15 protein-coding genes are annotated in these 25,251 nt (G+C 54.7%); 9 read left to right on the forward strand and 6 right to left on the reverse strand.

Features of this window, described 5'->3' with window-relative positions; translation table 11 throughout:
* Positions 1–4 precede the first annotated feature (4 nt).
* On the reverse strand, positions 5–304 hold the full coding sequence (locus BM040_RS04900) for an ArsR/SmtB family transcription factor (protein WP_092099339.1): 300 nt from the start codon (positions 302–304) through the stop codon (positions 5–7).
* 1,039 nt (positions 305–1,343) lie between these two features.
* Between BM040_RS04900 and BM040_RS21660 the strand changes: the two genes are divergently transcribed.
* Both BM040_RS21660 and BM040_RS04910 read left to right on the forward strand, forming a co-directional pair.
* Entirely contained in the window at positions 1,344–1,988 is a 645-nt protein-coding gene (locus BM040_RS21660) for a T9SS type A sorting domain-containing protein (RefSeq protein WP_175490973.1), read from the forward strand.
* A gap of 66 nt (positions 1,989–2,054) precedes the next feature.
* Entirely contained in the window at positions 2,055–2,471 is a 417-nt protein-coding gene (locus BM040_RS04910; protein ID WP_092099341.1) for a hypothetical protein, read from the forward strand.
* Between the two features lie 68 nt (positions 2,472–2,539).
* On the opposite strand, the gene BM040_RS04915 is transcribed toward BM040_RS04910, so the two are convergent.
* Positions 2,540–3,391, reverse strand: coding sequence for a universal stress protein (locus BM040_RS04915; protein WP_092099342.1), 852 nt, complete (start codon positions 3,389–3,391; stop codon positions 2,540–2,542).
* 262 nt (positions 3,392–3,653) lie between these two features.
* Positions 3,654–5,873 carry a bifunctional alpha,alpha-trehalose-phosphate synthase (UDP-forming)/trehalose-phosphatase gene (locus BM040_RS04920; protein WP_092099343.1) on the reverse strand — a complete coding sequence of 740 codons (2,220 nt, stop codon included), beginning with the start codon at positions 5,871–5,873 and terminating at the stop codon, positions 3,654–3,656.
* Positions 5,874–6,272: 399 nt separating this feature from the next.
* Here BM040_RS04920 and BM040_RS04925 point away from each other — a divergent pair, with 399 nt between their 5' ends.
* Entirely contained in the window at positions 6,273–6,872 is a 600-nt protein-coding gene (locus BM040_RS04925) for a DUF2179 domain-containing protein (RefSeq protein WP_092099344.1), read from the forward strand.
* Positions 6,873–7,014: 142 nt separating this feature from the next.
* Here the strand turns inward: BM040_RS04925 and glgB are convergent, their stop codons facing one another.
* Genes glgB through BM040_RS04940 form a run of 3 tightly spaced genes read right to left on the reverse strand, consistent with a single transcriptional unit; the run spans position 7,015 to position 14,707 of the window.
* The gene (gene glgB, locus BM040_RS04930) at positions 7,015–9,330 is read right to left on the reverse strand and encodes a 1,4-alpha-glucan branching protein GlgB (RefSeq protein ID WP_092099345.1); all 2,316 of its coding nucleotides are present in this window, start codon (positions 9,328–9,330) and stop codon (positions 7,015–7,017) included.
* Entirely contained in the window at positions 9,323–12,661 is a 3,339-nt protein-coding gene (gene treS / locus BM040_RS04935; protein ID WP_092099346.1) for a maltose alpha-D-glucosyltransferase, read from the reverse strand. The genes glgB and treS overlap by 8 nt, the downstream gene beginning before the upstream one ends.
* A gap of 24 nt (positions 12,662–12,685) precedes the next feature.
* Positions 12,686–14,707: an alpha-1,4-glucan--maltose-1-phosphate maltosyltransferase gene (locus BM040_RS04940; RefSeq protein ID WP_092099347.1), complete on the reverse strand. Its 2,022-nt coding sequence runs from the start codon at positions 14,705–14,707 to the stop codon at positions 12,686–12,688.
* 215 nt (positions 14,708–14,922) lie between these two features.
* Here BM040_RS04940 and treZ point away from each other — a divergent pair, with 215 nt between their 5' ends.
* The 6 genes from treZ (at position 14,923) to BM040_RS04975 (ending at position 25,218) form a co-directional block, all read left to right on the forward strand.
* Positions 14,923–16,773 carry a malto-oligosyltrehalose trehalohydrolase gene (gene treZ / locus BM040_RS04945; RefSeq protein ID WP_092099348.1) on the forward strand — a complete coding sequence of 617 codons (1,851 nt, stop codon included), beginning with the start codon at positions 14,923–14,925 and terminating at the stop codon, positions 16,771–16,773.
* A 3-nt stretch (positions 16,774–16,776) separates the two neighbouring features.
* A complete protein-coding gene (locus BM040_RS04950; RefSeq protein WP_092099349.1) occupies positions 16,777–19,200 on the forward strand; it encodes a DUF3536 domain-containing protein in 2,424 nt (807 codons plus the stop codon).
* A gap of 2 nt (positions 19,201–19,202) precedes the next feature.
* Positions 19,203–21,908 (forward strand): malto-oligosyltrehalose synthase, encoded by a 2,706-nt coding sequence (gene treY / locus BM040_RS04955; protein ID WP_092099350.1) that lies wholly within the window; start codon positions 19,203–19,205, stop codon positions 21,906–21,908.
* Between the two features lie 91 nt (positions 21,909–21,999).
* Positions 22,000–23,508, forward strand: a complete 1,509-nt coding sequence (gene malQ / locus BM040_RS04960) for a 4-alpha-glucanotransferase (RefSeq protein WP_092099351.1) — start codon at positions 22,000–22,002, stop codon at positions 23,506–23,508.
* 593 nt (positions 23,509–24,101) lie between these two features.
* Positions 24,102–24,671, forward strand: a complete 570-nt coding sequence (locus BM040_RS04970; RefSeq protein WP_092099353.1) for a hypothetical protein — start codon at positions 24,102–24,104, stop codon at positions 24,669–24,671.
* A gap of 79 nt (positions 24,672–24,750) precedes the next feature.
* On the forward strand, positions 24,751–25,218 hold the full coding sequence (locus BM040_RS04975) for a hypothetical protein (RefSeq protein WP_092099354.1): 468 nt from the start codon (positions 24,751–24,753) through the stop codon (positions 25,216–25,218).
* Positions 25,219–25,251: the final 33 nt, after the last annotated feature.

Genomic DNA, 25,251 nt, shown 5'->3' on the forward strand with positions numbered 1-25,251 from the left:
GGTGCTATAGCTTGCCGTGAATACAGCTGATGATGGTGGTAACGGCAGCATTGCTGAGCGAGTAGTAGACATTTTTGCCTTCGCGCTGCGTCTCCACAAGGCCTTTATCGCGCATGTTGGTCAGGTGGTGCGACAGCAGCGATTGCTCTACCTGCAACACCTCCTGCAACTGGCTCACCGACAGGCGCTCCCGCTGCTCCAGCAAGTCTATGATGCTAATCCGTACCGGGTGCGCCAAACACTTCAGCACATAGGCAGCTCTCTCCAGCTTCTTCTGGTCCACCCGAACTTTTAACTTATCCATGTAAGGGTAATCTGTAATATTAGGTTGGAAGTATGCATGAACATATTTTCATATGGCATACTTTAGTACAATTCCTGTTTGCTTAAAGTTCCTGCCGCACGACTTAGGTGGATGCTTCAGACCTGATTGGAAAGTATAAAATCATGCTGCTGGTATAGATGGTTTGATCGTGTTCACTGCCTCTGATCTCGCCATTTGCTATTCTGTTTTCTTCCTCTGCTTGAGCGGTATGCAGATCTCTGTAGCTCGCTATTAATAGCTGTGGCGACATCTGTAAGTATATAAGGATAAATTTTAGATCTAGATTGAACTTTATGAAGTTCTGTATAGTTCGGGCTATAACTTTTTTTTCACATGAAACCCTAACACTTAACCACTTATCCTTTCCAAGCTAATGAAAACAACTTTTACTACTGCCTGCAAAGTGGCTATACTTTGCTTCACCCTTCTTATCAACACCTCGGCCGCTGCCCAAATCAGTATGGGGCCACGCATCAACACTTACAGCCAGGACTTTAACGGGTTGCCCGCCTCAGGGACTGGTGTTTGGGAAAGTGGTGCATATTATTTTCCCGGATGGGCTGTTTATCGCTCGATAGCAAATAATCTAATAACTGCCAACAACGGTTCCGGTAATACGGGAGGTCTATTAAGTTATGGGGCTACAGGCTCAACTGAGCGGGCCTTAGGCTCGATCGCTTCTGCCAATGCTGGTGAGTTCATGTATACTTTGCTCCTGCAGAATAATACGGGTACAGCTATTCAAGCAGTAGAAGTAGATTATACAGGGGAACAGTGGCGCCTCATCAATATAAGTGCGCCACAGCACCACCTTACCTTCTGGTACGCTATCAGTAGCGATATAAGTGGTTTTAACACTACTTTCAAGTCAAACCAGGGTTGGACAGAAGTGTCGGAGTTAAAGTTTAGTGGACCAAAATATGGAACAAAAGGCACAGAATTAGACGGGAATGCTGCAGATAACCGGGAATTACTACGGGCAGTATTGCAAATTGAGGTACCTACTGGTCATTATCTCATGCTTCGATGGCTTGATAGTGACGAGAAGGAAGCTGACCACGGCTTAGCCATAGACGATGTAACCGTGACCTGGCATACCCAACCCCAGATGATGCAGATGCCGGCGCCGCTACCGGTAGAACTGGCCTACTTTAGGGCAAGCGCCAGCAAGGAGCACGTCACGTTGAAGTGGCAAACGGCCAGCGAAGACCAGAACAGCCATTTTGTAGTAGAGCGCAGCCACGATGGAAAGCTTTTTGAAAGCATTGGTATGGTTGAGGGCAAGGGCACTACGGTAGTTTCCACCAATTATACTTACCTGGATCTGGTGCCGCTGCCAGGCACCTCCTACTACAGGCTGAAGCAGGTGGACGAGGATGAGACTTATACTTACTCTAACATTGTAGCTGTTACCCGATCAGTAACACAGGAAGTGGCTGTATTTCCCACCATCACCTCTCATAGGCTAGAAATTAGCTCCGGAACGGGAGTTCAGCAGGTAATGGTGGTGGATGCCATGGGGCGCAGCCACCTGAAAGAGCAGTACCAGAGTGCTATAACAAAGTATAGCTTGGACGTAAGCCGGCTTGATAGTGGCACTTATGTGCTTGTGCTGCTGGATATTGAAGGCAAACGCCACGTGAAAAGGTTTGTAAAGCAATAGCAGGCAGGATGGGTTGCAGCATGTTCGGCTAATTTCATACCTTTGGCTTTTCCTGGCCACATAAATATGAAACTGAACTTGACAACATCCTTCTACAAAAGCATTACAAACATCGCCTTTATACTTTGCCTCTGCGCAATGGCCTCTTGCCAGCCAACGGAAACAGCAGACAGCGCAGAAGCCGGTACCGTAGCCGAAACAGCGACAGCAGCAGCAGACACAACAGCAAAGAGACCCGCCCCGGAGTTTTTCGTGATACCCGAGGATATGGTTCGGAAGCGTGTTTGGATTTGCGAGGATAATGTGTCCGACATTTTCCATGTGCAGCACGATTGCCCTGTGCTTGTTAAGTGCAAGGGCTCGTTCCGGAACCTGCTGCTGCCACGCGCCATAGAAGACTTTGGCCGCTACAACTGCCAGGAGTGCAGCAAAGACCTTGACGTTATATTTGATAAAGACGCTGTCCGGGAAATGGGCGCGTAGCAAAAAGCCCCTGCTTTGGCAGGGGCTTTTTGTTTACTGCAGTACGGCAGATTTATCTTATAGTGGACCTACTTTTTTCCGTGCAGAATTAAGAGCGGCACCTTTGCCTGGTAAGTCATGCGCTCGGCAAGGCTCTGCGTGAACAGGCTTTTCAGAAAGCCCTTCTCTCTTCTTACCATCGCCAGTACATCACCGCCAGCCTGGTTATAGAACTCCATCAGCCCCTCGTCGCGGTGCCTGTTTACCACTTCCTGAAATGTGAGCGGCACATCCGGGAAAAGCCCCTGCATTTCCAGCCTGAAGGCGGCGGCATCCTCCCCATCCTGCTCCCCCGGCTTTTTTACAATGTGCACCACATCTATTTTGGCTCCGAAGCAACTGCCTAGTTGCACCACCTCCCGCATTGCAGCAATGTCCTCTTCGCTGTAATCCGATGCATATACGATGCGCTCCACTTTGGCTGGAGCGGCATCCCGAGGTACAGAGAAAACCGGGCACTTCACCTCTTCCATCACAGCCTCAGTATTGCTCCCTATCAGCAGTTCCTCCATGGTGCTGTCGCAGCCAGTGGTCCCCATCACAATCAGGTCGTAGTTCTCCTGCTTGCTCAGTTGCTTGGCCACATCTGTTAGGAGCGCCTCCTTAACCAGATAATCACAGGTGAAGCCGCCATCGCGGTTGGCGCCGTATATTTCTTCCAAATGTAGCACAGTAGCTTTCAGCTTGTCAGTAGCGTTGCGCATCTGCTCCCCCAGCAGCTCGCTTGCTACCAACGCCGTTTCGGACGTGTCTACAATAGGCAGGTGCACCACGTGCAACAGCGTGAGGTGGGCCCCCGCATGTTGTGCGATATGCACTGCATACTCTACGGCTTTATCCGACGTGCCGGAGAAATCCGTAGGACATAGTATTTTGTTCATTCTCGTGTTTGTTGGTTGCGTTGCATGCTTGATTATATCAACATATTACTATCTATAAAGGAAATATACAAAGGATGATTCAATAATTTTTTAACCGCTTCTTATAAAATACCAGCCAAAGGCGGCGCTGCAGACGCTAGTTCCATTAATAATCCAATTACGCCCACCGAAGCATCTTTACACGTTGCAGCAACTGGTACAAAAAAGCAAAAGCCTCACCCGAACACTGTTAACGGGTGAGGCTTTTATACTTTAAGATTCATCAGCCAGTCATGAGCGCGCCGCCCGTCGCCTGCTCCTGGTTAGTGCCCTGCAGCAAGCGTTCAAGCATCTCGCGGGCCTCCTGGCAAGTATCCACATGATACTTGGCCACAGAGGAGGCATTACCCACTTTTATAGTATAGGCGTTGCGCGGCATGGCTTTAAAGATATCCTCATCGCCCCAGTCATCGCCTACGGCCATCACAAACTTGTGCGGGAACTTGCTCAGCCAGTAGCTTGACGCCTTGCCTTTGTTTATCTCCTGCGCCTTCACCTCCACGGCCATCTGCCCATCCAGCACCTGCAGGTTGCTGTTGGTGGCCAGGAAGTTGAGGTGGCTCACCAGCTCGCGGGCCCGCAACTCGCCCAGGCCGGTCTCCACGCGGCGGTAGTGCCACACCAGCGAATACTCTTTCTCCTCTATAAAGGAGCCGGGCGTACGGTCTACATACAGGTCCAGAATCAGGCGGATGTCTTTTTTCCAGTCATCCATCAGGCTGAGCATGGTTTGCCAGCCCGTGCCGCGCTGCTTTATCCAAACGCCGTGCTCGGCGATAATATCAATGTTAAGGTGGCCCAGCCAGTCCTGCATGGTAGCTTTCTCGCGGCTGCTCATGACTACCACCCTGTTCTTCGGATCATTGCCCAGGCGCTCCAGCAGGTCCATCAGGTCATCGTCAGGGCGTGCCATCAGCGGACGGTTGCGGTAGTCTACCAGGGCACCGTCATACTCCAGGAAGAACAGGCGCGAGCTGGCTGAATCGTAGGCGTTGCTCATCTCCAGGAAGGTAGACTCGTCGAGGTAAGTAGTGGCCAGCGACAGCTGCTTTATCTTGACATAAGACAGGCGGTCCATGAACATGCTAACCCAGTGATGGATGTTGTAGCGCTGCAGGGACTCCTGCATGTTGGCCATATGCTGAATTTGCTCTTCTTCCGGCATGGTAAGCGCCTGGTAGATGGACTCCACCATCTGGTTGATATCGTTCGGGTTAATGAGAACGGCGTCGGAAAGCTCCTTGGAGGCTCCGGCCATCTCGCTAAGTATAAGTACCCCTTTCTGATCGAGCTTGCTGGCCACGTACTCCTTGCACACCAGGTTCATGCCGTCGCGCATCGGGGTTACAAGCGCCACATCGGCCATGCGGTAGAAGGCCGAAAGCGTTTCGATCGGGTAAGAGCGGTAAAAGTACTGTATCGGGTTCCAGCTGATGTGGCTATACTTGCCGTTGATGCGGCCCACCAGCTCGTCCACCTCCTCTTTGAGCTCTTTATACTTTTCCACGGCGTCGCGGCTAGGCACCACCAGCATCAGCAGCGTTACCTTGTCATGAAACTCGGGGTATTTCTCCAGGAACAGCTCAAAAGCCCGCAGGCGCTGCGGTATACCTTTCGAGTAGTCGAGGCGGTCGATGGAAAGTATGATTTTCTCAGCGTTGAGGTTGCTTTTATAAATCCGCTCGCGCTTCATTACTTCGTCGGTAGCGGCAGTGCCCGCATACTTCTCATAGTCAATGCCCATCGGAAAGGAGTCGACCAGGAGCGAGCGGTTTGGCGTGTTGACCCAGCCGTGCATGCTGCCGTAGCCCACAATGCGGTTCACCGAGCTCAGGAAGTGGCGCATGTCATCGTAAGTATGGAAGCCGATAAGGTCGGCCCCCAGCATGCCCTCCAGCAGCTCCTTGCGCCAGGGCAGCAGACGGAACACCTCGTAGCTGGGGAACGGAATGTGCTGAAAGAAGCCGATGGTACTGTCGGGCAGCCGCTCGCGCAGCATGCTTGGCAACAGCAGCAACTGATAATCGTGTACCCAAATTGTATCCTCCGGACCGGCCTGTGCCACTACTGCCTCGCAGTACTTCTGGTTCACTTCCACGTAGGTTTCCCAGAGCTGCTGGTCGTAGATGGCATACTGGCTGAAGTAATGGAATGTAGGCCAGAGCGTTTCGTTGCTGAAGCCTTCGTAGAACTCTTTTATCTCGGTCTCCGTCAGAAAAACGGGGCTCATGTTCTCCCCTACCAGATCAGAGGCAATTTGCTGCTGCTTCTCCAGCGCTGTCACTACCAGCCCCGGCCACCCAATCCAAACGTTGTCTCCCTGCTTGTAGATGGAGCCCAAGCCGGTAGCCAGGCCTCCCTCACTGGTTTTGTAGCTCAGTTCTCCGTCTTTCTCTTGCAACTTAACAGGTAGCCTGTTAGATACGATAATCAGTTTTGCCATGCTCTGTGGTAATTTCCCCGGCAAGCCGTACAGCGGGAGTTTAGTTGTAAAAAATTACTGCAATTTGCGCCGGGTAATTGTTTATTTCTCTGGCTGACACACATCAACCTACCTCACATACGTATAATCGGCGCAGCACGTTCTATAATATAGGAAAATATATATTGACCAATGGTTAGCAGGTACTATCCCTTTGGAGCGTCCGTTAACAGACCTTCTTTTTATGGCAGTATACATTCACCAGCAAGTATAAACACTGAGTTTCCGGTTTACGTACTGCTCCTGGTCCTGCTGTATTCATACTCAAAAATTACTTAAGGCAACAGGTTATGCCGGCCTGGTTTGCCGCTGTAGCAAGGCTTTCGTAACTTAGCTACTGCCCTTATAAAAGCATTAACTATGGATTTTTTCGATGGTATTGACCCGACGATTGTAGATTGGGTAATCATACCTGCCCTTATTTTCTTAGCCCGTATCTGCGACGTTACCCTGGGCACCCTCCGCATTGTGTTTGTGTCAAAAGGCAATAAGGTAGTGGCCCCTATACTTGGATTTCTGGAGGTGCTGATTTGGCTTGTTGCCATTACACAGGTGATGGAGAACCTGGACAACGTGGCTTCTTACTTGGCCTGGGCCGGCGGTTTTGCGATGGGCAACTTTCTAGGGCTGCGGGTGGAGCAGAAGCTGGCGCTGGGGCAAATGGTGGTGCGCGTCATTACCGTGGAGCCAGCCGATGAACTTATCAAGCGGCTTTCCGGCCACGGCTACCGCCTTACCTGCGTGGATGCCCGCGGCACCCGAGGCAAGGTGAACCTGTTGTTTATGATCGTGAAACGTAAAAAGCTGCAGCATGTGCTCGATATCATCCGTAGCTACAACCCGCAGGCGTTTTACTCGATAGAGGATGTGCGCTCCGTGGCCGATGTGGAGGTGCCACAAGCTAAGGGAGGGCGCCAGGCTAGAATGTCGCGGTTTTTCCCGCTCAGAAAAGGTAAATAACAAGATGAAAGTATAGCGAGGAGCATAAGCTCGCGCTACTCTAGCATCACACAAGAAGGCGCCCTGCCAAAGTATGATTTATACTTTGGCAGGGCGCCTTCTATACTTTAACCGGAGGTGATTTCAATCACTCCCTATGTCACTATTGTTGCTGCCCGTTTGCAAGCCTAAAGTATACCACGCTCAGCGGCGGCAGCTTCAGGGTCATGGAGTGGGCCTGGCCGTGGAACGGCTCTGCTACTGTCTGAACAGGCTCCAGGTTGTGCACATCACTGCCGCCGTAGCGCCTGTCGTCGGAGTTAAAGATCTGCACCCATTGGCCGGCGTGCGGGGCGCCGATGCGGTAATGCTCATGCAGAGCTGGCGTAAAGTTGCATATCACCAATATCTCCTCCTCCGGCTTGTCAGCCTTGCGCAGGAAGCTCATCACTGAGTTATGGGCATCGTTCAGGTCTACCCACTCGAAACCCTCCGGGCTGAAGCTGTGCCTGTACATGCCAGGCTCTGCCTTGTAGATAGCGTTTAGTTCCCGCAGCAGCTGTTGGATGCCCTGATGGTTAGGGTACTGCAGCAGGTGCCAGTCCAGGCTGCTGTCGTGGTTCCACTCGCTGCCCTGGGCAAGCTCGCCACCCATAAACATCAGCTTGCTGCCCGGGTGGGCGTACATATAGGCATATAACGCGCGCAGGTTGGCAAAGCGCTGCCACTCGTCGCCGGGCATCTTGCCAAGCAGGGAGCCCTTGCCGTGCACCACCTCGTCGTGGGAGAGCGGCAGCATGAACCTCTCTGAGAACGCATACACCAGGCTGAAGGTGATCTCGCCCTGGTGGTAACGGCGGTAGATCGGGTCTTTGGAGAAGTAGTGCAGCGTGTCGTGCATCCATCCCATCATCCACTTCATGTTAAAGCCGAGGCCACCATTTTCTACCGGCCCCGTCACGGCAGGCCAGGCCGTAGATTCCTCTGCAATGGTAAGTACCTCCGGGAAGGTGTTGTGCACCGCCTGGTTGAACTCCTTCAGGAAGGAGATCGCCTCCAGGTTCTCGCGTCCGCCGTGCTCGTTCGGAATCCACTCGCCTTCCTTGCGGCTGTAGTCCAAGTATAGCATCGAAGCGACAGCATCCACCCGCAGTCCGTCCACATGGTATTTATCGAGCCAGAACAAGGCATTGCTGATCAAAAAGGAGCGCACCTCGTTGCGGCCATAGTTAAAAATGTAGCTGTTCCAGTCCGGATGGAAGCCTTTGCGCGGGTCGGCGTGCTCGAACAGATGCGTTCCGTCGAAGTAGGCCAGCCCGTGCTCGTCGGAAGGGAAGTGAGAGGGCACCCAGTCCATGATCACGCCGATGCCGTGCTGGTGCAGCACATCAATCAGGTGCATCAGATCGGTTGGGGAGCCCAGCAGGCTGTGCGCCGCAAAGTAGCCGGTGATCTGGTACCCCCACGAGCCGCTGAAGGGGTGGTGCATCACGGGCATCAGTTCCACGTGCGTGTAGCCCATATCCTTTACATAGGCTGGCAATTCCTCCGCCAGTTCGCGGTAAGTGAGCGGGCGGTTGTTGTCCTCCGGCTTGCGGCGCCAGGAGCCCAGATGCAGTTCGTACACGCTGTAGGGCTGCGGCTGCCCCGCCTTGTTTTTACGCTCCTCCAGCCAGGCCTGATCCTGCCACTCATACTTTAGTTCGCTCACAATGGAAGCGGTTTGCGGCGGCACCTCGCGGCAGAAGGCAAAGGGGTCGCTTTTCTCCACGTGGTAGAGGTGGTACTTGGATTTGATGTGGTACTTGTACATCATGCCCGTGCGCACATCAGGGACAAATCCTTCCCAAATGCCCGAACCGTCCTGGCGGATGTGCAACTGGTGGCTACCGCGGTTCCAGCCGTTGAACTCGCCCATCACCGAAACCTCCTCCGCGTTCGGGGCCCACACGGCAAAGTATGTTCCCGGCCGCCCGTGCATCTCCATCGGATGAGAGCCCAGCTTCTGGTACAGGCTATAGTGCTTTCCTTCCTTGAACAGGTAAATGTCGAAGTCCGTGAAAAGACTGGCATACCACACCGGCTGGTCCGGCTGCTGCTCCGCCGGCGCAGTCACACTAGTGGCCGCTGCAGGCGCCTTGGTGGCAGTGGCTTTGGCGCGCGTGCGGGTTTTGGCCTTCACCACCTCCTGCACCCCCTCCTTGGCAGCTACCTGCACCGGCACCTCATCCACCTTTTTGGGCCGCCCGCGTTTCTTGGCAGGCGCGGCTTCCGGTGCTGTCAGGGGCGCTCCCATTTCAGCGGCAGGAATCTCCGTTGCTTTTTTGCGGCCTCGCCTGGCAGCGGGCTTGGCTGCAGCCGCCGCTTCCTCAGGGGCCAGCGAATTCTCCTGCGTTCCTCCTATAGCGCCTGTGTTGGCCTCGGTTACTTTGTTTTGATCGGTAGTCTCGGGGGTATTGCTTTCTTTTCTCTTAGCCATTCTTATACTTTTTCATGATGTACTTGATGCCTCTGATAGGGATGAGCACCCAATCCGGACGGTTATTCAGTTCATAGCCCAGCTCATAGATGGCTTTCTCCAGCAGGAAAGTATGGATGAGTGTCTCAAAGTCCTCTTCCTTGGCCGGTACAATGCCAGTGCCCATGGTTTTACCCAGGTAGGCGTGCATGTAGAAGCCGCTGGCGTAGTGGTACCATTGCTCGGCCCAGGCCTCCAGGTAATCCACATCCTCCTTGCGCAGCCCCTCCTCCTGGAACAGGGCGCTGTAGGCGGCATAGTGGAACGAGCGGATCATACCCGCTACATCGCGCAGGGCAGATCGCTTGAGGCGGCGCTCGCTGAAAGAGCGGGCCGGCTCACCCTCAAAGTCGATGATGTAGAAGTCCTTGCCTGTGAACAGCACCTGGCCCAGGTGGTAATCGCCGTGGGTTCTGATCTTCTGGGTATCTATCTTGTGGGCAAAAATCATCTTGAGGCGATCCAGGATCTCACCGCGCATCTGCAACACCTCCTGGGCCTCTGCGCGCACCTGCTCCGGCAGCTCCGGCAGGTGTTTCTGCAGGCTATCGAAGTTGCTGCGCACCAGCGAAGTGAGCGAGGAATAAAGCGAGCGCTGGTAGTGCAGCGAGAAGTTCTCCGGCACGAAATCCTTGTTGTCGTTGATGGAGCCGAGCGCCAGGTGCATTTCGGCAGTGCGGCTGCCTAGCAACTCCAGGCGTTCCACGTGGGCGCCGCCTATCTGTAGCTGCACCTCCTCCGGAATCTCAGTGAAAGCCAGCGGCCGCGACAGGGAACCAGAAACCGCGTTCGCTTTCAGGCGCTCCGTCTGCGTTTTAAGGCGCTCGTAGAGCCGCTTGAGCGAGTCACCAAAATAGCTCCAGGCATCGCCCTGGTTGGGCACCAGCTCCTGCAGCATCATCAGTACCATAGGCGGTTTGTTGCCCTCCTGCTGCTCCAGCGAGCCTAGGTAGCGCGGCACATGTTCGAACCCCACCTGCTCGGTCAGCATCTGCACCACCTCCACGTCCGGGTTCAGGGTGCGGTCCAGCTTACGGTATACCTTCATGAAGAAGGCGTTGTTGTAAACGATGGATGTATTGCTCTGCTCGGCCGACAGGATTTTAGAGGTGAGCGGCCCTTCTATGTTCTTCAGCTCCGAGGCTACTTCCCGGTGGCTGTAGCCCACCAGCTCTGCCCCTTCGTGGCGAAGCTTCTTGCGGCGCACCATCAGCTGCAGCAGCATCTGCCGGAAATCGTCGCTGTAGAGAGCATCGTAAAGTATACCTTCTTTACCGTCTATACTTACACGGGCAATAACGGCATCAGGGCAGTGATCGCGCAGCTGCTGCTCCAGATCGCCGGCGGCAAAGGCTATGGGCAGCTGGTATACTTCCGGCAGGCCTTCGTTGTAGCTTACCTCCACAAACAAAAGGGAGGCTCCTCCCCCTTTGAGCATCGGCAGCGGAATGTTCTGCACCACCTGCATGCGCTGCAGCGTGCGGGCCTTGCCCCCAAACCAGCGGCGCTGCCAGATATAGTTCGGCAGCACACGGTTCTCCAGCTCGCGCAGGGTGCGGGCGTCAAACGGCTGCCGGAGGTTACCCATTTTCAGGGCTGGCTTGGCCTGGTCCTGCTCCGACTCCTGCACGACCACCTGCGGCCGCAGCTCCATCCAGTAGTAGCCGTGGCCGGCTATGGTGAACAGGTATGGCTCGTCTTTTATACTTGGGAACTTGTTCTTGCTGAATACCTCCATCGGCGTGTAGCCCTTGTACTCGTGCAAATCCAGCTCCACCGCCTCCGGGAAGCGCGACAGGTTGGCAATCACCAGGATGGTTTCGTCCTCGTACTCGCGCACAAAGGCCAGCACCTTGGCATTACTCGGGTTGAGGAACTTTATACTTCCGCGGCCAAAGGCTTTGTAACGCTTGCGCATGTTGATGATGCGGCGCATCCACCACAGCAGCGAGTTGGCGTTGTGGTTCTGCGTCTCCACGTTCACCGATTCATACTTATACTCCGGGTCGATGATGACTGGTAGGTATAACTTCTGCGGGTTGGCGTCGGAGAAGCCGGCGTTGCGGTTGTCGTTCCACTGCATCGGAGTGCGCACGCCGTCGCGGTCGCCGAGGTAGTAGTTGTCGCCCATGCCGATCTCGTCGCCATAGTATACCACCGGCGTGCCTTTCATCGAGAAGAGCAGCACGTTCATCAGCTCTATCTTGGCGCGGTCGTTGCCCAGCAGCGGGGCCAGGCGGTGGCGTATACCCAGGTTGATGCGGGCCATCGGGTCCTTGGTGTATACTTTGTACATGTAGTCGCGCTCCTCATCGGTCACCATCTCCAGCGTCAGCTCGTCGTGGTTGCGCAGGAACATGGCCCACTGGCAGCTCTCAGGTATGGGCGGCGTCTGGTTAAAGATGTCGATGATCGGGTAGCGGTCCTCCATCTTCACCGACATGAACAGGCGCGGCATGATGGGGAAATGGTAATTCATGTGGCACTCGTCGCCGTTACCAAAGTAGGACGCCGAATCCTCGGGCCACATGTTGGCCTCGGCCAGCAGCAGCTTGCCGCTATACTTCTGGTCCACGTGTGCGCGGAGTTTTTTCAGGAAGTCGTGCGTCTCGGGCAGGTTCTCGCCGTTCGTGCCCTCGCGCTCAAACAAGTATGGCACAGCATCCAGACGGAAGCCGTCCACTCCCAGATCGAACCAGTAGTCAAGCGTCCGGAACACCTCTTTCTGCACAGCCGGGTTGTCGTAGTTCAGGTCGGGTTGGTGCGAGAAGAAGCGGTGCCAGTAGTACTGTCCGGCCACGGGGTCCCAGCTCCAGTTGCTCGGCTCGTAGTCGGTGAAGATGATGCGCACGTCCTTATACTTGTTCGGGTCGTCGCTCCACACGTACCAGTCGCGGTACTTAGAGCCCTTCTTGGCGCGGCGCGCGCGCTGGAACCAGGGGTGCTGGTCGGAAGTATGGTTGATAACCAGCTCGGTAATCACTTTCAGACCACGCTTATGCGCCTCCCGCACAAACAGCTTGAAGTCCTGCATGGTGCCGTAGCTCGGGTTGATGCTGAAGTAATCGGCAATGTCGTAGCCGTCGTCGCGGAGGGGCGAAGGGTAAAAGGGCAGCAGCCAGATGGCCGTCACGCCCAGGTCCTCGAGGTAATCGAGCTTCTGCATCAGGCCCTTGAAGTCGCCTATGCCGTCGCCGTTCCCGTCTTTAAAAGCCTTGATGTGCAGCTCATAGATGATGGCGTCTTTGTACCAGTGGATGTTGTCGTCAAACTCGAATTTTTCGTCTGCCATAATTGTGGTCAAAAGGGTTCTTGCTTATTCGTTGGTGTGGTGGTCGGATGGTAGCCAGGTATCGTCCAGGTTGTCGTGGCCCATGCCCGGATTGGCCTCTTCTATACGGAACACATGCACAGGCATCTCGTGCGGGCGCAGCTCCACAAAGTTGTACTCTCCGGTCCAGGTATACTTGCGCTCGGTCAACAGGTCGTGCACCAGGTACTGCTTGTCGGACGGCATCTTCATCTTCCAGAGGGGCACTTTCACCCAGCCGCTCTGCGTGTTATGCGGGTCCAGGTTCACGACCACAAAAATCTTGTTCTTGTAATCGCTGCTCCACTTGGCGTAGCTGAGGATGGCCTGGTTGTCGCAGTCGCCAAAGTGGATGTTCCAGGTGGTTTGCAGGGCCGGGTTTACCTTACGGATTTTGTTGATGAGCGTGATCACCTCGCGTATCTTGTTGAGCTTGCCCCAGTCCCAGTGCCTGATCTCATACTTCTCTGAGTCATAATACTCCTCCTTGCCCGGTACCGGCTGGTTGATGCCGAACTCGTACACCGGCCCGTAGAGGCCGTAGTTGGAGGAAAGCGTGGCCGCCATCACCACGCGGGTGATATGCGCCGGCTCGCCGCCCTCCTGCAGCGCGTAGGGCAGAATGTCGGGCGTGTTGGGCCAGAAGTTGGGGCGGAAGTACTCGCGCAGCTCGGTCTGCGTCAGCTCGGTCATGTACTGGCGGATTTCCTCGGCGGAGTTGCGCCAGGTGTAGTACGTATAGGATTGCGTGAAGCCAATCTTGGCCAGGCGCTCCATCACGCGCGGACGGGTAAAGGCCTCGCTCAGGAAAATCACCTGCGGGTACTGCTTGCGGATGTCAGCAATCACCCACTCCCAGAAGGCAAAGGCCTTGGTATGCGGGTTATCCACACGGAACACATAAACGCCCTGCTCAATCCAGTGCACCAGCACACGCTTGAGCTCGCGCCACAGGTTCGGCCAATCCTCCGTCTCAAAGTTCACGGGCAGCACGTCCTGGTACTTCTTGGGCGGGTTTTCGGCATACTGCACCGTGCCGTCGGGGCGCCACTTAAACCACTGGGGATGCTCTTTCACGTAAGGGTGGTCGGGGGAGCACTGGATGGCAAAGTCCAGGGCCACCTCGATGCCGTGCTCCCGCGCCTGCTGCACCAGCTCCCGGAAGTCGTCCGGCGTGCCCAGCTCCGGAAGGATGGCGTCGTGTCCGCCCTCTGCCGCGCCAATGGCCCAGGGAGAGCCCGGTTCGCCCGGCTCGGAGGTAACGGAGTTGTTCTTGCCCTTGCGGAAGGCGCGGCCGATGGGGTGGATGGGCGGTAAATAAATAGTGTCGAAACCCATTTCGGCAATGCGCGGCAACAGTCGGATACAGTCCTGGAAGGTACCGTGGCGACCCGCCTCCTGCCCCACAGAGCGTGGAAAAAACTCGTACCAGGCGCTGAAAAGTGCTTTCTGGCGCTCCACTTCCAGCTGCAGGATTTTATCGTAGGTAGTAACGTTCTCTTTCTCGCAGCACACATCCATCAGCTCGCTCACATCGCGACCGGTGGCAAAGGCCACATCCTCGGCAGGAGAGTGGCTGTTGCGCAGCTGTTCGGCCCATTTGCGCAGGCGCTTCTGCTGGCCGGGCTTGGATTTTTCGGCGGCGGCATCCATGAGTTGGGCACCTATCTGCAGCTCCACGCGCACGTCCTGGTTGGCCTCAAACTTCTTCTTCAGCCCTTTCTGCCAGGTATAAAAGTGGTCTACCCAGCCTTCAATGGTATACTCGTAGCGGCCCATCGCATCCGGGGTGAAAGAGGCCTGCCAGCGGTCGTTGCCCAGAAACTCCATGGGCACTGTCTCCCATTTCCGGCGGCGTGTGTGGCGGTACAGCAGGCGCGCCTTCACCTCATCATGTCCATCAGAAAACACATCGGCGGTAACGGTTATCTCCTCTCCCACTACCCTTTTTGCCGGAAACCTGCCACCGTTTATTTCAGGTTTTACATTCTCAATTACTACACGTTTTGTTCCTTCGAGCTGTTCCATTAAGCTTTGTTTATACTTTACCCGTTGTACGTACTTATCCTGGATAAATATGTTTCGTTGAATATTTAGTGATAGCCTCCCAAGGCTTGCCGGCGCTCCTGGCATTACCTGCCAAATCACTAAAAAGAGGCCTTATTATACTTTTGCACCGGGATAACGCACAACCTATTACCCGCAAAGTCAGTTAATACGTGCTGAGTAAAATCACGTTTTTTATGGCCATACAAAGAGAGATAGGAGCGCATTATTCGCCGGAGAAGGAAGGCACAGTTTTTACCGTTTGGGCCCCAAAGGCAAAGCAGGTGGATGTGTTGCTGCACAAGCCGGAGCCCATACGCGTGCCCCTTCAGCAGGAAGCCATGGGCTACTGGACTGCCCTGAGCGAGTTTGCCAACTCCGGCACGCGCTACACCCTTATACTTGACGAAGAGACCGAGCGGCCCGATCCCGCCTCCCATTTTCAGCCCGACGGCGTGCATGGTTCCTCTGCCGTGGTAGACCATACTTCCTTTGCCTGGAGCGACAAAAACTGGAAAAACCTGCCGCTGCACGAGTACATCATCTACGAGCTGCACGTGGGCACCTTTACCCCGGAGGGCACTTTCGAAAGTATGATAGAGCGCCTGCCGGAGCTGAAGGACCTGGGCATCACCGCCATCGAGATCATGCCGGTGGCGCAGTTCCCCGGCAACCGCAACTGGGGCTACGACGGCGTGCTTCCCTTTGCCGTGCAGAATTCCTACGGTGGCCCCGAGGGGCTGAAGAAACTCGTCAACGCCTGCCATGAGCAGGGCATAGCCGTGGTGCTGGACGTGGTCTACAACCACATGGGGCCTGAGGGGAATTACCTTAACGACTTCGGCCCCTACTTCACCGACAAGTATAAAACGCCCTGGGGCTCGGCCCTGAACTTCGACGACAACCACTCGGATGCGGTGCGCAACTACTTTATCCAGAATGCCCTGATGTGGCTGCGCGATTACCGCATAGATGCCCTGCGCCTGGACGCCGTGCACGCCATTTACGACATGGGTGCCCGCCATTTTCTGCAGGAGTTGCAGGAGCACGTGCAGGAGCTGGAGCAACAAGTCGGCCGCGATTTTATACTTATTGCTGAAAGCGATCTGAACGACGTGCGCCTGATAAACCCCGTGGAGCGCGGCGGCTACGGACTGGATGCGCAGTGGAGCGACGATTTCCACCACGTGGTGCATACCCTGGTAACCGGCGAGCAGGAAGGCTATTATGTGGGCTTCGGCAAACCCGAGCAACTGGCCAAGGTGATGACAAAAGCCTTTATGTACGACGGGCTCTACTCCGAGCACCGCCACCGCACCTTCGGCAGCAGCACCGAGCACAACCGGGCCGAGCAGTTTGTGGTCTGCTCACAGAACCACGACCAGGTGGGCAACCGCATGCTGGGCGAGCGCCTGTCGGATTTGGTGGATTTTGAGACGCTAAAACTGGTGGCCGGCCTGGTGATCCTCTCGCCTTTTGTGCCGATGCTGTTTATGGGCGAGGAGTATGGCGAGAAAAACCCATTTTTATACTTTGTGAGCCACGGCGATGAGGAACTGATAGAGGCCGTGCGCAAAGGGCGCCGCGAGGAATTCAAGAGCTTTGCCTGGCAGGGCGAGGCGCCGGACCCGCAGAGCGAGGACACCTTTAACCGCTCCAAAATCAGCCGCAGTTATACTTCGGATACCCGGCAAAACCAGCTCCGCGAGTTTTACAAGCGCCTGCTGCAGCTGCGCAAAACCTCCGTCGCCCTCCAAAGGCCCGACAAAGACAAGGTTTCGGCCCGCCTGGATGCCCAGGAAACCGTATTGCACCTGGTGCACCAGACAAAAGAGCCCAACCTGTACTGCCTCTTCAACCTCAGCGACGCGGAGCAAAGCACCACTTTGTCCCCAGCCCTGGAGACCTCCGGCAGCTGGAAGCCCATCCTTCATTCCGCCTCAACAGCATGGGGCGGTGCGAACGCAAACTTACCCGAGACGATGGAGCATCAGTCGGAAGTGACGCTGCCTCCAAAGTCGGTACTTATACTTCAACAACAGCAATAGCCCATGAACAAGTACATCTGCATACACGGGCACTTTTACCAGCCGCCGCGCGAAAACCCCTGGCTCAACGAGGTGGAGCTGCAGGAGTCTGCGGCCCCCTACCACGACTGGAACGAGCGCATCTCCGACGAATGCTATGCCCGCAACTCCGCCTCGCGCATCCTTAACAGCGACGGCAACATCGTCGATATCATCAACAACTACAGCTACATCAGCTTTAACTTCGGCCCCACTTTGCTGGAGTGGATGCAGAAAAAAGACCCGGAAACGTACCAGGCTATACTTGATGCCGACAAGCAAAGTATGAAACGCTTCTCCGGCCACGGCTCGGCGCTGGCGCAGGTATACAACCACGCCATCATGCCGCTGGCCAACGAGCGCGACAAGCACACGCAGGTTATTTGGGGCATCTACGACTTTAAGCAACGCTTTGAGCGCGCGCCGGAGGGAATGTGGCTGGCTGAAACGGCCGCTGACATTCCAACACTGGAGGTCCTGGCCGAGTACGGCATCCGGTTCACCATCCTGTCGCCCTACCAGGCCAAGGCTTTCCGTAAGATCGGAGATAAAGACTGGACGGATGCCAATGGAGGCAGCATCAACCCGCGCCGCCCTTACCTATGCAAACTGCCCTCGGGCAAGGAGATTGTGCTGTTTTTCTATGACGGGCCGGTGTCGCAGGGCATCGCTTTTGAGGGGCTGCTTTCGCGTGGCGAGGATTTTGCCGACCGCCTGAGCAGCACCTTTGAGGAAGGCAGCAAGGAGCCGCAGCTGATGCATATTGCCACCGATGGCGAAACCTACGGCCACCACCACCGGTTCGGGGAGATGGCCCTCTCCTATGCCCTCCATCATATACAGGAGGAAAAAATGGCGCAGGTTACGGTGTATGGTGAGTTTATGGCCAAGTACCCGCCAAAGTATGAGGTGCAGATCATCGAGCCCAGCTCGTGGAGCTGCGCGCACGGCGTGGAGCGCTGGCGCAGCAACTGCGGCTGCAACACCGGCAGCCACCCCACCTGGAACCAGGAGTGGCGAAAACCCATCCGCGAAGCCTTCGACTGGCTACGCGATGAGATCACTCCGCTTTATGAGCAGGAGCTTACCAAGCTTGGCGCCGACCCCTGGTCTACCCGCAACGATTATATAGAAGTGATCATGGACCGTTCGGAGGAGAATGTGGCCACCTTTATCAAAAGCCATACTTCCCGGGAGCTCTCCAAGGAGGAGCAGGTGCGCTTTCTGAAGCTGATGGAAATGCAGTACCATGCTCTGCTTATCTTCACCAGCTGCGGTTGGTTTTTTGATGAGGTTACCGGCATCGAAACCGTGCAGGACATCCTCTATGCCGCCCGCGTCCTACAACTAGCACAAAACCTGGGCAGCCGCGACCTGGAGCCTGAATTTGTAGAGCGCCTGCGCCAGGCCAAGAGCAACTACAAGGAGCGTGGCGACGCCGCCGCCAGCTACATGCGCACAGTAAAGCCAACCATGATAGACCTGCTGCGTGTGGGCGCCCACTATGCGGTGGCCTCCCTGTTCCGCGAACAAGGTGAGGTGATGGAGCTCTACAGCTACGCCGCCACCTCCGAGGCGTATGAGTACAAACAAGCCGGCCGGCAGAAACTGGCAGTGGGGCGGGCCCGCATCAAGAGTAAAATAACCTGGGAAGAGCAAACCGTCACCTTTGCCGTGCTGCACCTGGGCGACCACCAGCTCTTTGGCGGGGTGCGCGAATTTATGGGCCCGGAGGACTATGAACGGCTGTCGCAGGCACTCAATTCGGCTTTTGACCGCGGCTACGTCAGCGAGGTAATCATGCTGCTCGACAAGCACTTTGAGTCGCACAACTACTCGTTCTGGCACCTGTTCAAGGATGATCAGAAAAAGATACTCGATCAGGTTTTGGCCCAAACAATGGAGAACCTGGAGAACGACTTCCAGCAACTCTACGACAACAACTACTCCCTTATCTCGGCCATCCAGACCATCGGCATGCAAATGCCGCGCCCGTTGCAAACCACTGTGGACTACATCGTAAACACAAGCCTGCTGCACGAGTTTGAGTCGGAGCAGCCCATCCCGCAGGAGGTAAAGCGCCTGCTGGAGGAAGTGCAGCGCATGGACGTAACGCTGAACTACGAGGATCTGGAATTTGCCCTGACGCAGCGCGTGGACCAGATGATGAAAAAGCTACAGGAAAACCCGCAGGACGAAGCCACCATGAACCTGCTGATAGAGCTGCTGGAGGTGGTGGCGAACTCCAAATTGCAAACTGACTATTGGCAGGCCCAGAACATCGCCTTCCGGATGCAGCAGGATGGCTACCAGGATCTGAAACAACGCGGCGAACAAGGCGACCAGCAGGCCAAAGCATGGACCGAAAAGTTTGAAAAGCTCTACCAAAACCTCAACCTGAAAGTATAACTATGACCTATATTCCCTCGGCCACCTACCGTGTGCAGATCTCGCCAAAGCTGAAGCTCAGCGACATCAGGCAGCTGATCCCGTACCTGCACGAGCTAGGCGTTAGCACCATCTATGCCGCCCCCTTTTTCTGCGCCCGCCCCGGCAGTGAGCATGGCTACGACGTTACCGCCCCTTACGACATTAGCCCCGATATCGGCACCAAAAAGGAGCTGCAGGAGATAGCACTGGAGCTGAAGCGCCGCAACATGGGCTGGCTGCAAGACATCGTGCCTAACCATATGGCTTTTCACCCCGACAACGTGTGGCTGATGGATGTGCTGGAGAAGGGGCCGCAGTCGCACTTTTACACTTTCTTCGACATTCACTTCCACCACCCGGATTTCAGCGGGCAGGTGATGGTGCCGTTTCTGGGGGAGCCGCTGGAGAAGGTGCTGGAGCAGAACCAGCTGGAGCTGAAACTGAGCGATAAGGGCATCTCGATCAACTATTTTGACAATGCCTATCCGTTATGTGTTTCGTGTTACCGGCCGCTGCTGGAGGAGGCGCTGCAGGTGTCGGGCAACCCCGAGGTAACGCCACTGGCGGAGCAAAGCATGAAGGAGCTGGCCCTGCACGAGGCGGAGGAAAGTATAAACCCTGCTGCCTGGGGCAACTTTAAGCGGAAGCTGTACAAAAACGAAACCCTGCGTCAGGCGCTGGAGCAGGTGTTGCAAAGTATAAACGGCAAAGATAAGAAGCTACGGAAGCTATTGCAGAAGCAGCACTTTACACTTTGCCACTGGCAGGATACGGAGCGGCAGATAAATTACCGCCGCTTCTTCACCGTAAACGACCTGATCTGCCTGCGCATGGAGAAGCCGGAGGTGTTTGAGCAGTACCACCAGTTCATCAAGCAGCTCTGTGACCAGGAGCTGGTGCAGGGCCTGCGCGTGGACCATGTGGATGGCCTGTTTGACCCGGCTACGTACCTGAAGCGCCTGCGCCAGCTGGCCGGGCCGGAGCAATATGTGGTGGTGGAGAAGATTCTGGAGGGCGAGGAGCACATGCCGGAGAACTGGCCGATCCAGGGCAACAGCGGCTACGACTTCCTGGCCTGGATCAGCAACCTTTATACTTCCGCCAGCGGCCGCGAGCAGATCACGCAGGCCTATAGCCGCCTGGTAGCCGATGCCGCCACTGACTATGAGCAGCTGGTGTTCGACAAGAAAATGTTCATCCTGACTAGTTACATGCAGGGGGAGCTGGAGAATCTGCTGCGGCTACTGCAGGAGCGCCAGCTGATACCGCTGGAGCCGGAGGAGCAGTGGCGAAAGGCCCTGGCAACACTGCTGGCCGCCTGGCCGGTGTACCGTATCTATAGCAACGATTTGCCGATCGCCAAAGAAGAGTTGAAGGTGGTGGAAGAGGCGTTTGAGGAAGCACATAGGCAAGCTCCGGCTTTGAAAGAGCAGTTGCAGCACCTGCACTCGCTTTTTATACTGGAGCCGGAGGACACCGAAAGCCGGAAGCACCACAAGTTATACTTTGTCATGCGCAGTCAGCAGTTTACGGGACCGCTGGCGGCCAAGGGCGTGGAGGACACAACCTTCTACAACTATAACCGGCTTATCTCGCTCAACGAAGTGGGCAACAGCCCGGAAATATTCCATCTGAGTGCGCAGGACTTCCATGAGCGCATGCTATACCGGCAGCGTACCTACCCACACTCCATCAACGCCACCGCCACCCACGACACCAAGCGCGGCGAGGACGCCCGCCTGCGCCTGAACGTGCTGACGGAGCTGGTTGACGAATGGGAACAGAAGGCAAAAGAGTGGATGGAGATCTCGAGAAAGTGTACTTCGGAGCCGGTGGAGAACGATTTATACTTTCTGCTGCAGACCTTGCTGGGCGTGATGCCGCTGAACGGCGAGGTTGACGAAACCCTGGTGACAAGGGTGCAGGAATACCTGGAAAAAGCGCTGCGGGAGGCCAAAAACAAAACCGACTGGTCGGCGCCGAACGAGAAGTATGAGCAGGCCATGAAGGACTTGGTGCAGCAGTTGCTGATGCAGGACGAGGACTTTATGCACTCCTTTCAGCCGTTCTTCCTGAAAGTGGCGCACTATAGTTGGCTGTACTCGCTTGGCCAGACGCTGCTCAAAATCACCTGTCCCGGCGTGCCGGATGTGTACCAGGGCACCGAGCTCTGGGACTTGAGCCTGGTAGACCCCGACAACCGCCGCCCTGTGGATTACGACCAGCGCCGCCGCTACCTGCAGGAGCTGCAGCAGGCAGAGGCGCAAAGTATAGAAAAGCTGCACGAGGCGCTGTTGCAACATCCTGAGACCGGTAAAGTGAAGTTATACTTGCTGCACAAAGCCCTCACCACCCGCCGCGACCTGCAAGCCCTTTACGATAAGGGGGAGTACATTCCGCTGCAGGTGCAGGGGCCAAAGCAGGAGCACGTGCTGGCCTTCGCCCGCCACCACCAGGGGCAGTGGGCGCTGGTGGCCGTTCCACTGTTGTTGGTAAGTCTGGTAGGCAGCCACGAGCAGCCGCTGGGCCAGGAAGTATGGCAGGACACCAGTATAATCCTGCCGGACAACGCCCCGAAAGTATGGCAGCAGGCACTTGGCAACGGCACTCTAAACGCAACCAATGCCCTGCCAGTAGCGGACGTTCTTAAAACGTTCCCGGTAGCACTTTTATCTGCCGGTTCTTAATTGTTAATTATTAGATTTCTAACTTTTTAACTTTCTAACTGAAAAACGCAACATATTGCGTCTCTACAACTCTCTAACTCCCAAACTCCCCATGATTGTACCTCAACGCAGCGCAGGCATTCTGCTTCACATCACCTCCCTTCCCTCCCGCTTCGGCATCGGCGACTTGGGGCCGGAGGCGTTTAGGTTTGCCGACCAGCTACAGGAGGCGGGGCAACGATACTGGCAGATCCTGCCGCTCAACCCTACCGAGGTTGGTACGGGCAACTCACCCTACAGCAGCCACTCGGCCTTTGCCGGAAACCCGCTGCTCATCAGCCCGGAGGAACTGGTGCACGATGGCCTGCTGCACAACAAGGATTTGCAGCACAAAGAGAAGTCTGACGATGCCCGTGTGGACTTTGAGCAAGTGACAAAGTATAAACTGAAGCTATTGCGCAAGGCCTACCAGAACTTTAGCGAGGAACTACCGGACGTGCTCTGGAAAGATTTTACCAGTTTTCAGAAGGAGCAGAAGCGGTGGCTCCAGGATTACGCACATTTTGTCGCCTTCAGGCATCATTTCAAAAACAAGAGCTGGACAGAGTGGCCCGAAGAGATAAAGTGGCGCGACGGGCAGGCTGTGGAGCAGCTGGCCGAAAAGCTGCGCGAGCAGGTGGAGTATGAGATGTTTCTGCAGTTCCTGTTCTATCGCCAGTGGCAGCGGCTGAAGGAGTACTGCCTCAGCAAAGGCATCCTTTTCTTTGGCGACATGCCCTTTTACGTGAGCCACGACAGCGCTGACGTTTGGAGCCACCCCAGTATTTTTAAGCTCGACCGTGATGGCAAACCCACTGCTGTATCCGGAGTGCCGCCGGATTATTTCAGTGAGACAGGGCAGCTATGGGGCACACCGGTGTTCGATTGGCAGGCGCTGAAGGAGCAGGATTTTGCCTGGTGGCTGCACCGCATCGAGCACAACCTGCGTCTGTTCGGCCTGCTCCGCCTCGACCATTTCCGCGCCTTTTCGGCTTACTGGGAAGTGCCCGCCGGTGAGGAAACTGCCATCAACGGCAAATGGGTGAAAACGCCCGGCGCGCCGCTGCTCAAGCTGTTGCAGCAACAGTTCAAGGAGTTACCCATCGTAGCCGAGGATTTGGGCGAGATAGACCAGCCCGTGCGTGACCTGATGACCAAGTTTAAGCTGCCGGGCATGCGCGTGCTCTTGTTCGCTTTCGGCGAGGACCTGCCGCAAAGCCTCTACGCCCCGCATAACCACACCCAAAACAGTATCGTGTACACCGGCACCCACGACAACAACACCGCGCGCGGCTGGTACGACAAGGACGCCTCCCGCGACGACAAACGTCGCCTGCGTGCCTACAGCACCCACCGCGTAAACCAAGCTAACGTGCACACTATTCTGAACTGGCTTGCGTATAGCTCGGTCTCGCAACTGGCCGTGCTGCCCCTACAGGACGTGCTGGGCCTGGGCCACGAGCACATCATGAACAAGCCCTCCACCGGCAACGGCAACTGGGAGTGGCGCCTGCAACCCCAGCAATTCACCCAAGCCCACATACAGGAGCTGAGGGATTTGGCTGTAAGGTATGGCCGCTAGCAGGAACCGGAGGAAGATGAAACGAAAGAAGTATAGCTGAGGCTATACTTCTTTTATGACTGCAGGAATTATGTTACCTTGGTTAAAAGACTATGTTTAATAAAAAGTTATAGTTAGGTCACCTCCGCATATAATACTGATAACCCGAATAGACTTCTGTTTAGCTGCTAGTTGGCGTAAATAATAATGGATAGAATAAAAAAATCGTTTTTCAGAGCATTCGCCTACGTTGGTTTAGGGACCCTGTCAGTTTTGTCTGTTTACCCTGCTGACCCATTGTATGGTGGATGGTCATTATGGGGGCTATTGGCCACTTTTCCAGTAACTATTATCAGCTTTGGGTACAGGTATGCAGAAAGTAAAAACATTTATCCTGTCTTAGGCATTCAATCCATAATGTTGCTTATCACTTGGTTCGTAGTATATCTAATGCGCGCAAAGAATACATCAAGTGAAAGTAAAGCTAAGAAAAGCAACGCTATGGAATAGCTACTGTTGAACAGAGAACTACTTAAGCCAACACAGCACATGAGCCAAGCTGCGGCTTCGCCTGGCTCACCTCATGTACCAGCCCGTTATACTTTACTTAATTTATGAAGAAACCTGTAGTGATGTTGTTCATATTAGCATTCCTTGTTGTATCAAATCAAGGGTACGCATGCAAATGCCCCGACCAGAGTATCGACAGGGAAGTAGACAAGGCATATGACATAGTTGTAGGTAAGGTAACATCAGAAAAGTCTGAATGGGTGACTTGCAGTTACCCTGAAGGAAATAATGATTATGAGTTTACAACAAGCTACCTCTATACCATACAAACTGATTTTTCCTACAAAGGGAATCTCAGTGGCACACAGGTAATTCAAGGCGGGAAAGGACAAGGTGACTGCGGAGAAATATTCGAAGTAGGAAAAGAGTATTTGATTGTTGTACATAAGTGCGACAAAGGATTGTACACTTACTTATGCAGCGACAATGCTGTAATCGCAGAAGCATCTTCTCAAGTAAGTTTTTTAAACACCTATTTTGGTGAAAACTATGAAATAGAAAGCAAAGGTGACAACGAAAAGGTGTTATTGATAGCTGTTGTAGCCATTCTTGCCTTGGCTTTAATAGTTTTTGGTTTCTACATGAGTCATTTTAGAAGAAAAAGCATAGTATAACACGGCACAGGTTCCAAACTCGGCTGCGCCTCGTTCGCCGCCTAAACTAATTCGTTACCCCACACCAGCCTTTTAAAGTATGATTTATAAGATTGACGTAGCAGATCTGGAAAGTATAAATCATTTGATTTTTGATGCGAATGCTCAGTTCGAGGATCTTCAGGGCTTAAGTATAGAAAAGCCCATAGCCATTGAGATAGAAAGACGATGCTTTGAAAGGGTGAAAAGGAAGAAGTTCCTGTTTTGGACCAGCACCAGCTTTGGCGGCAAAACCTCCGTCATCAGGTTATCAGGGGTTAGTAAAATAGAGTTAGAAGGTATAGACGAGAGGTTCAGAGACAATCATTTTATAAACGAAATCACCTATGATCCCTCTGATAATATCCTTGCACTAAATACAGCTTTTGGCTTGTCTATCAAATTTACCGTCAGCGAGGATTTTCGGGGAGAGTTAGTTGATTTAAAGGATAGCAGCTTCGGCGCCGGGACGCTGTTTGGCTCAAAAGGCTTCACTGAAGAAGAGTGGGAAGCCTTCAGAAAGAACTAAACCTTATGCCACGACTGCTTTTGGCTCATCGGA

The sequence above is a fragment of the Pontibacter chinhatensis genome, from assembly GCF_900113285.1.
Classification (GTDB): Bacteria; Bacteroidota; Bacteroidia; order Cytophagales; family Hymenobacteraceae; genus Pontibacter; species Pontibacter chinhatensis.

What these genes read in the sequence shown, in the direction of transcription:
- BM040_RS04915 (WP_092099342.1), bottom strand. Translation starts at nt 3,391, where the DNA reads ATGAACAAAATACTATGTCCTACGGATTTCTCCGGCACGTCGGATAAA.
- BM040_RS04940 (WP_092099347.1), bottom strand. Translation starts at nt 14,707, where the DNA reads ATGGAACAGCTCGAAGGAACAAAACGTGTAGTAATTGAGAATGTAAAA.
- BM040_RS04900 (WP_092099339.1), bottom strand. Translation starts at nt 304, where the DNA reads ATGGATAAGTTAAAAGTTCGGGTGGACCAGAAGAAGCTGGAGAGAGCT.
- BM040_RS04975 (WP_092099354.1), top strand. Translation starts at nt 24,751, where the DNA reads ATGATTTATAAGATTGACGTAGCAGATCTGGAAAGTATAAATCATTTG.
- BM040_RS04970 (WP_092099353.1), top strand. Translation starts at nt 24,102, where the DNA reads ATGAAGAAACCTGTAGTGATGTTGTTCATATTAGCATTCCTTGTTGTA.
- treS (WP_092099346.1), bottom strand. Translation starts at nt 12,661, where the DNA reads ATGGCAGACGAAAAATTCGAGTTTGACGACAACATCCACTGGTACAAA.
- BM040_RS04920 (WP_092099343.1), bottom strand. Translation starts at nt 5,873, where the DNA reads ATGGCAAAACTGATTATCGTATCTAACAGGCTACCTGTTAAGTTGCAA.
- glgB (WP_092099345.1), bottom strand. Translation starts at nt 9,330, where the DNA reads ATGGCTAAGAGAAAAGAAAGCAATACCCCCGAGACTACCGATCAAAAC.
- BM040_RS04950 (WP_092099349.1), top strand. Translation starts at nt 16,777, where the DNA reads ATGAACAAGTACATCTGCATACACGGGCACTTTTACCAGCCGCCGCGC.
- malQ (WP_092099351.1), top strand. Translation starts at nt 22,000, where the DNA reads ATGATTGTACCTCAACGCAGCGCAGGCATTCTGCTTCACATCACCTCC.
- treY (WP_092099350.1), top strand. Translation starts at nt 19,203, where the DNA reads ATGACCTATATTCCCTCGGCCACCTACCGTGTGCAGATCTCGCCAAAG.
- BM040_RS04925 (WP_092099344.1), top strand. Translation starts at nt 6,273, where the DNA reads ATGGATTTTTTCGATGGTATTGACCCGACGATTGTAGATTGGGTAATC.
- BM040_RS21660 (WP_175490973.1), top strand. Translation starts at nt 1,344, where the DNA reads ATGCTTCGATGGCTTGATAGTGACGAGAAGGAAGCTGACCACGGCTTA.
- treZ (WP_092099348.1), top strand. Translation starts at nt 14,923, where the DNA reads ATGGCCATACAAAGAGAGATAGGAGCGCATTATTCGCCGGAGAAGGAA.
- BM040_RS04910 (WP_092099341.1), top strand. Translation starts at nt 2,055, where the DNA reads ATGAAACTGAACTTGACAACATCCTTCTACAAAAGCATTACAAACATC.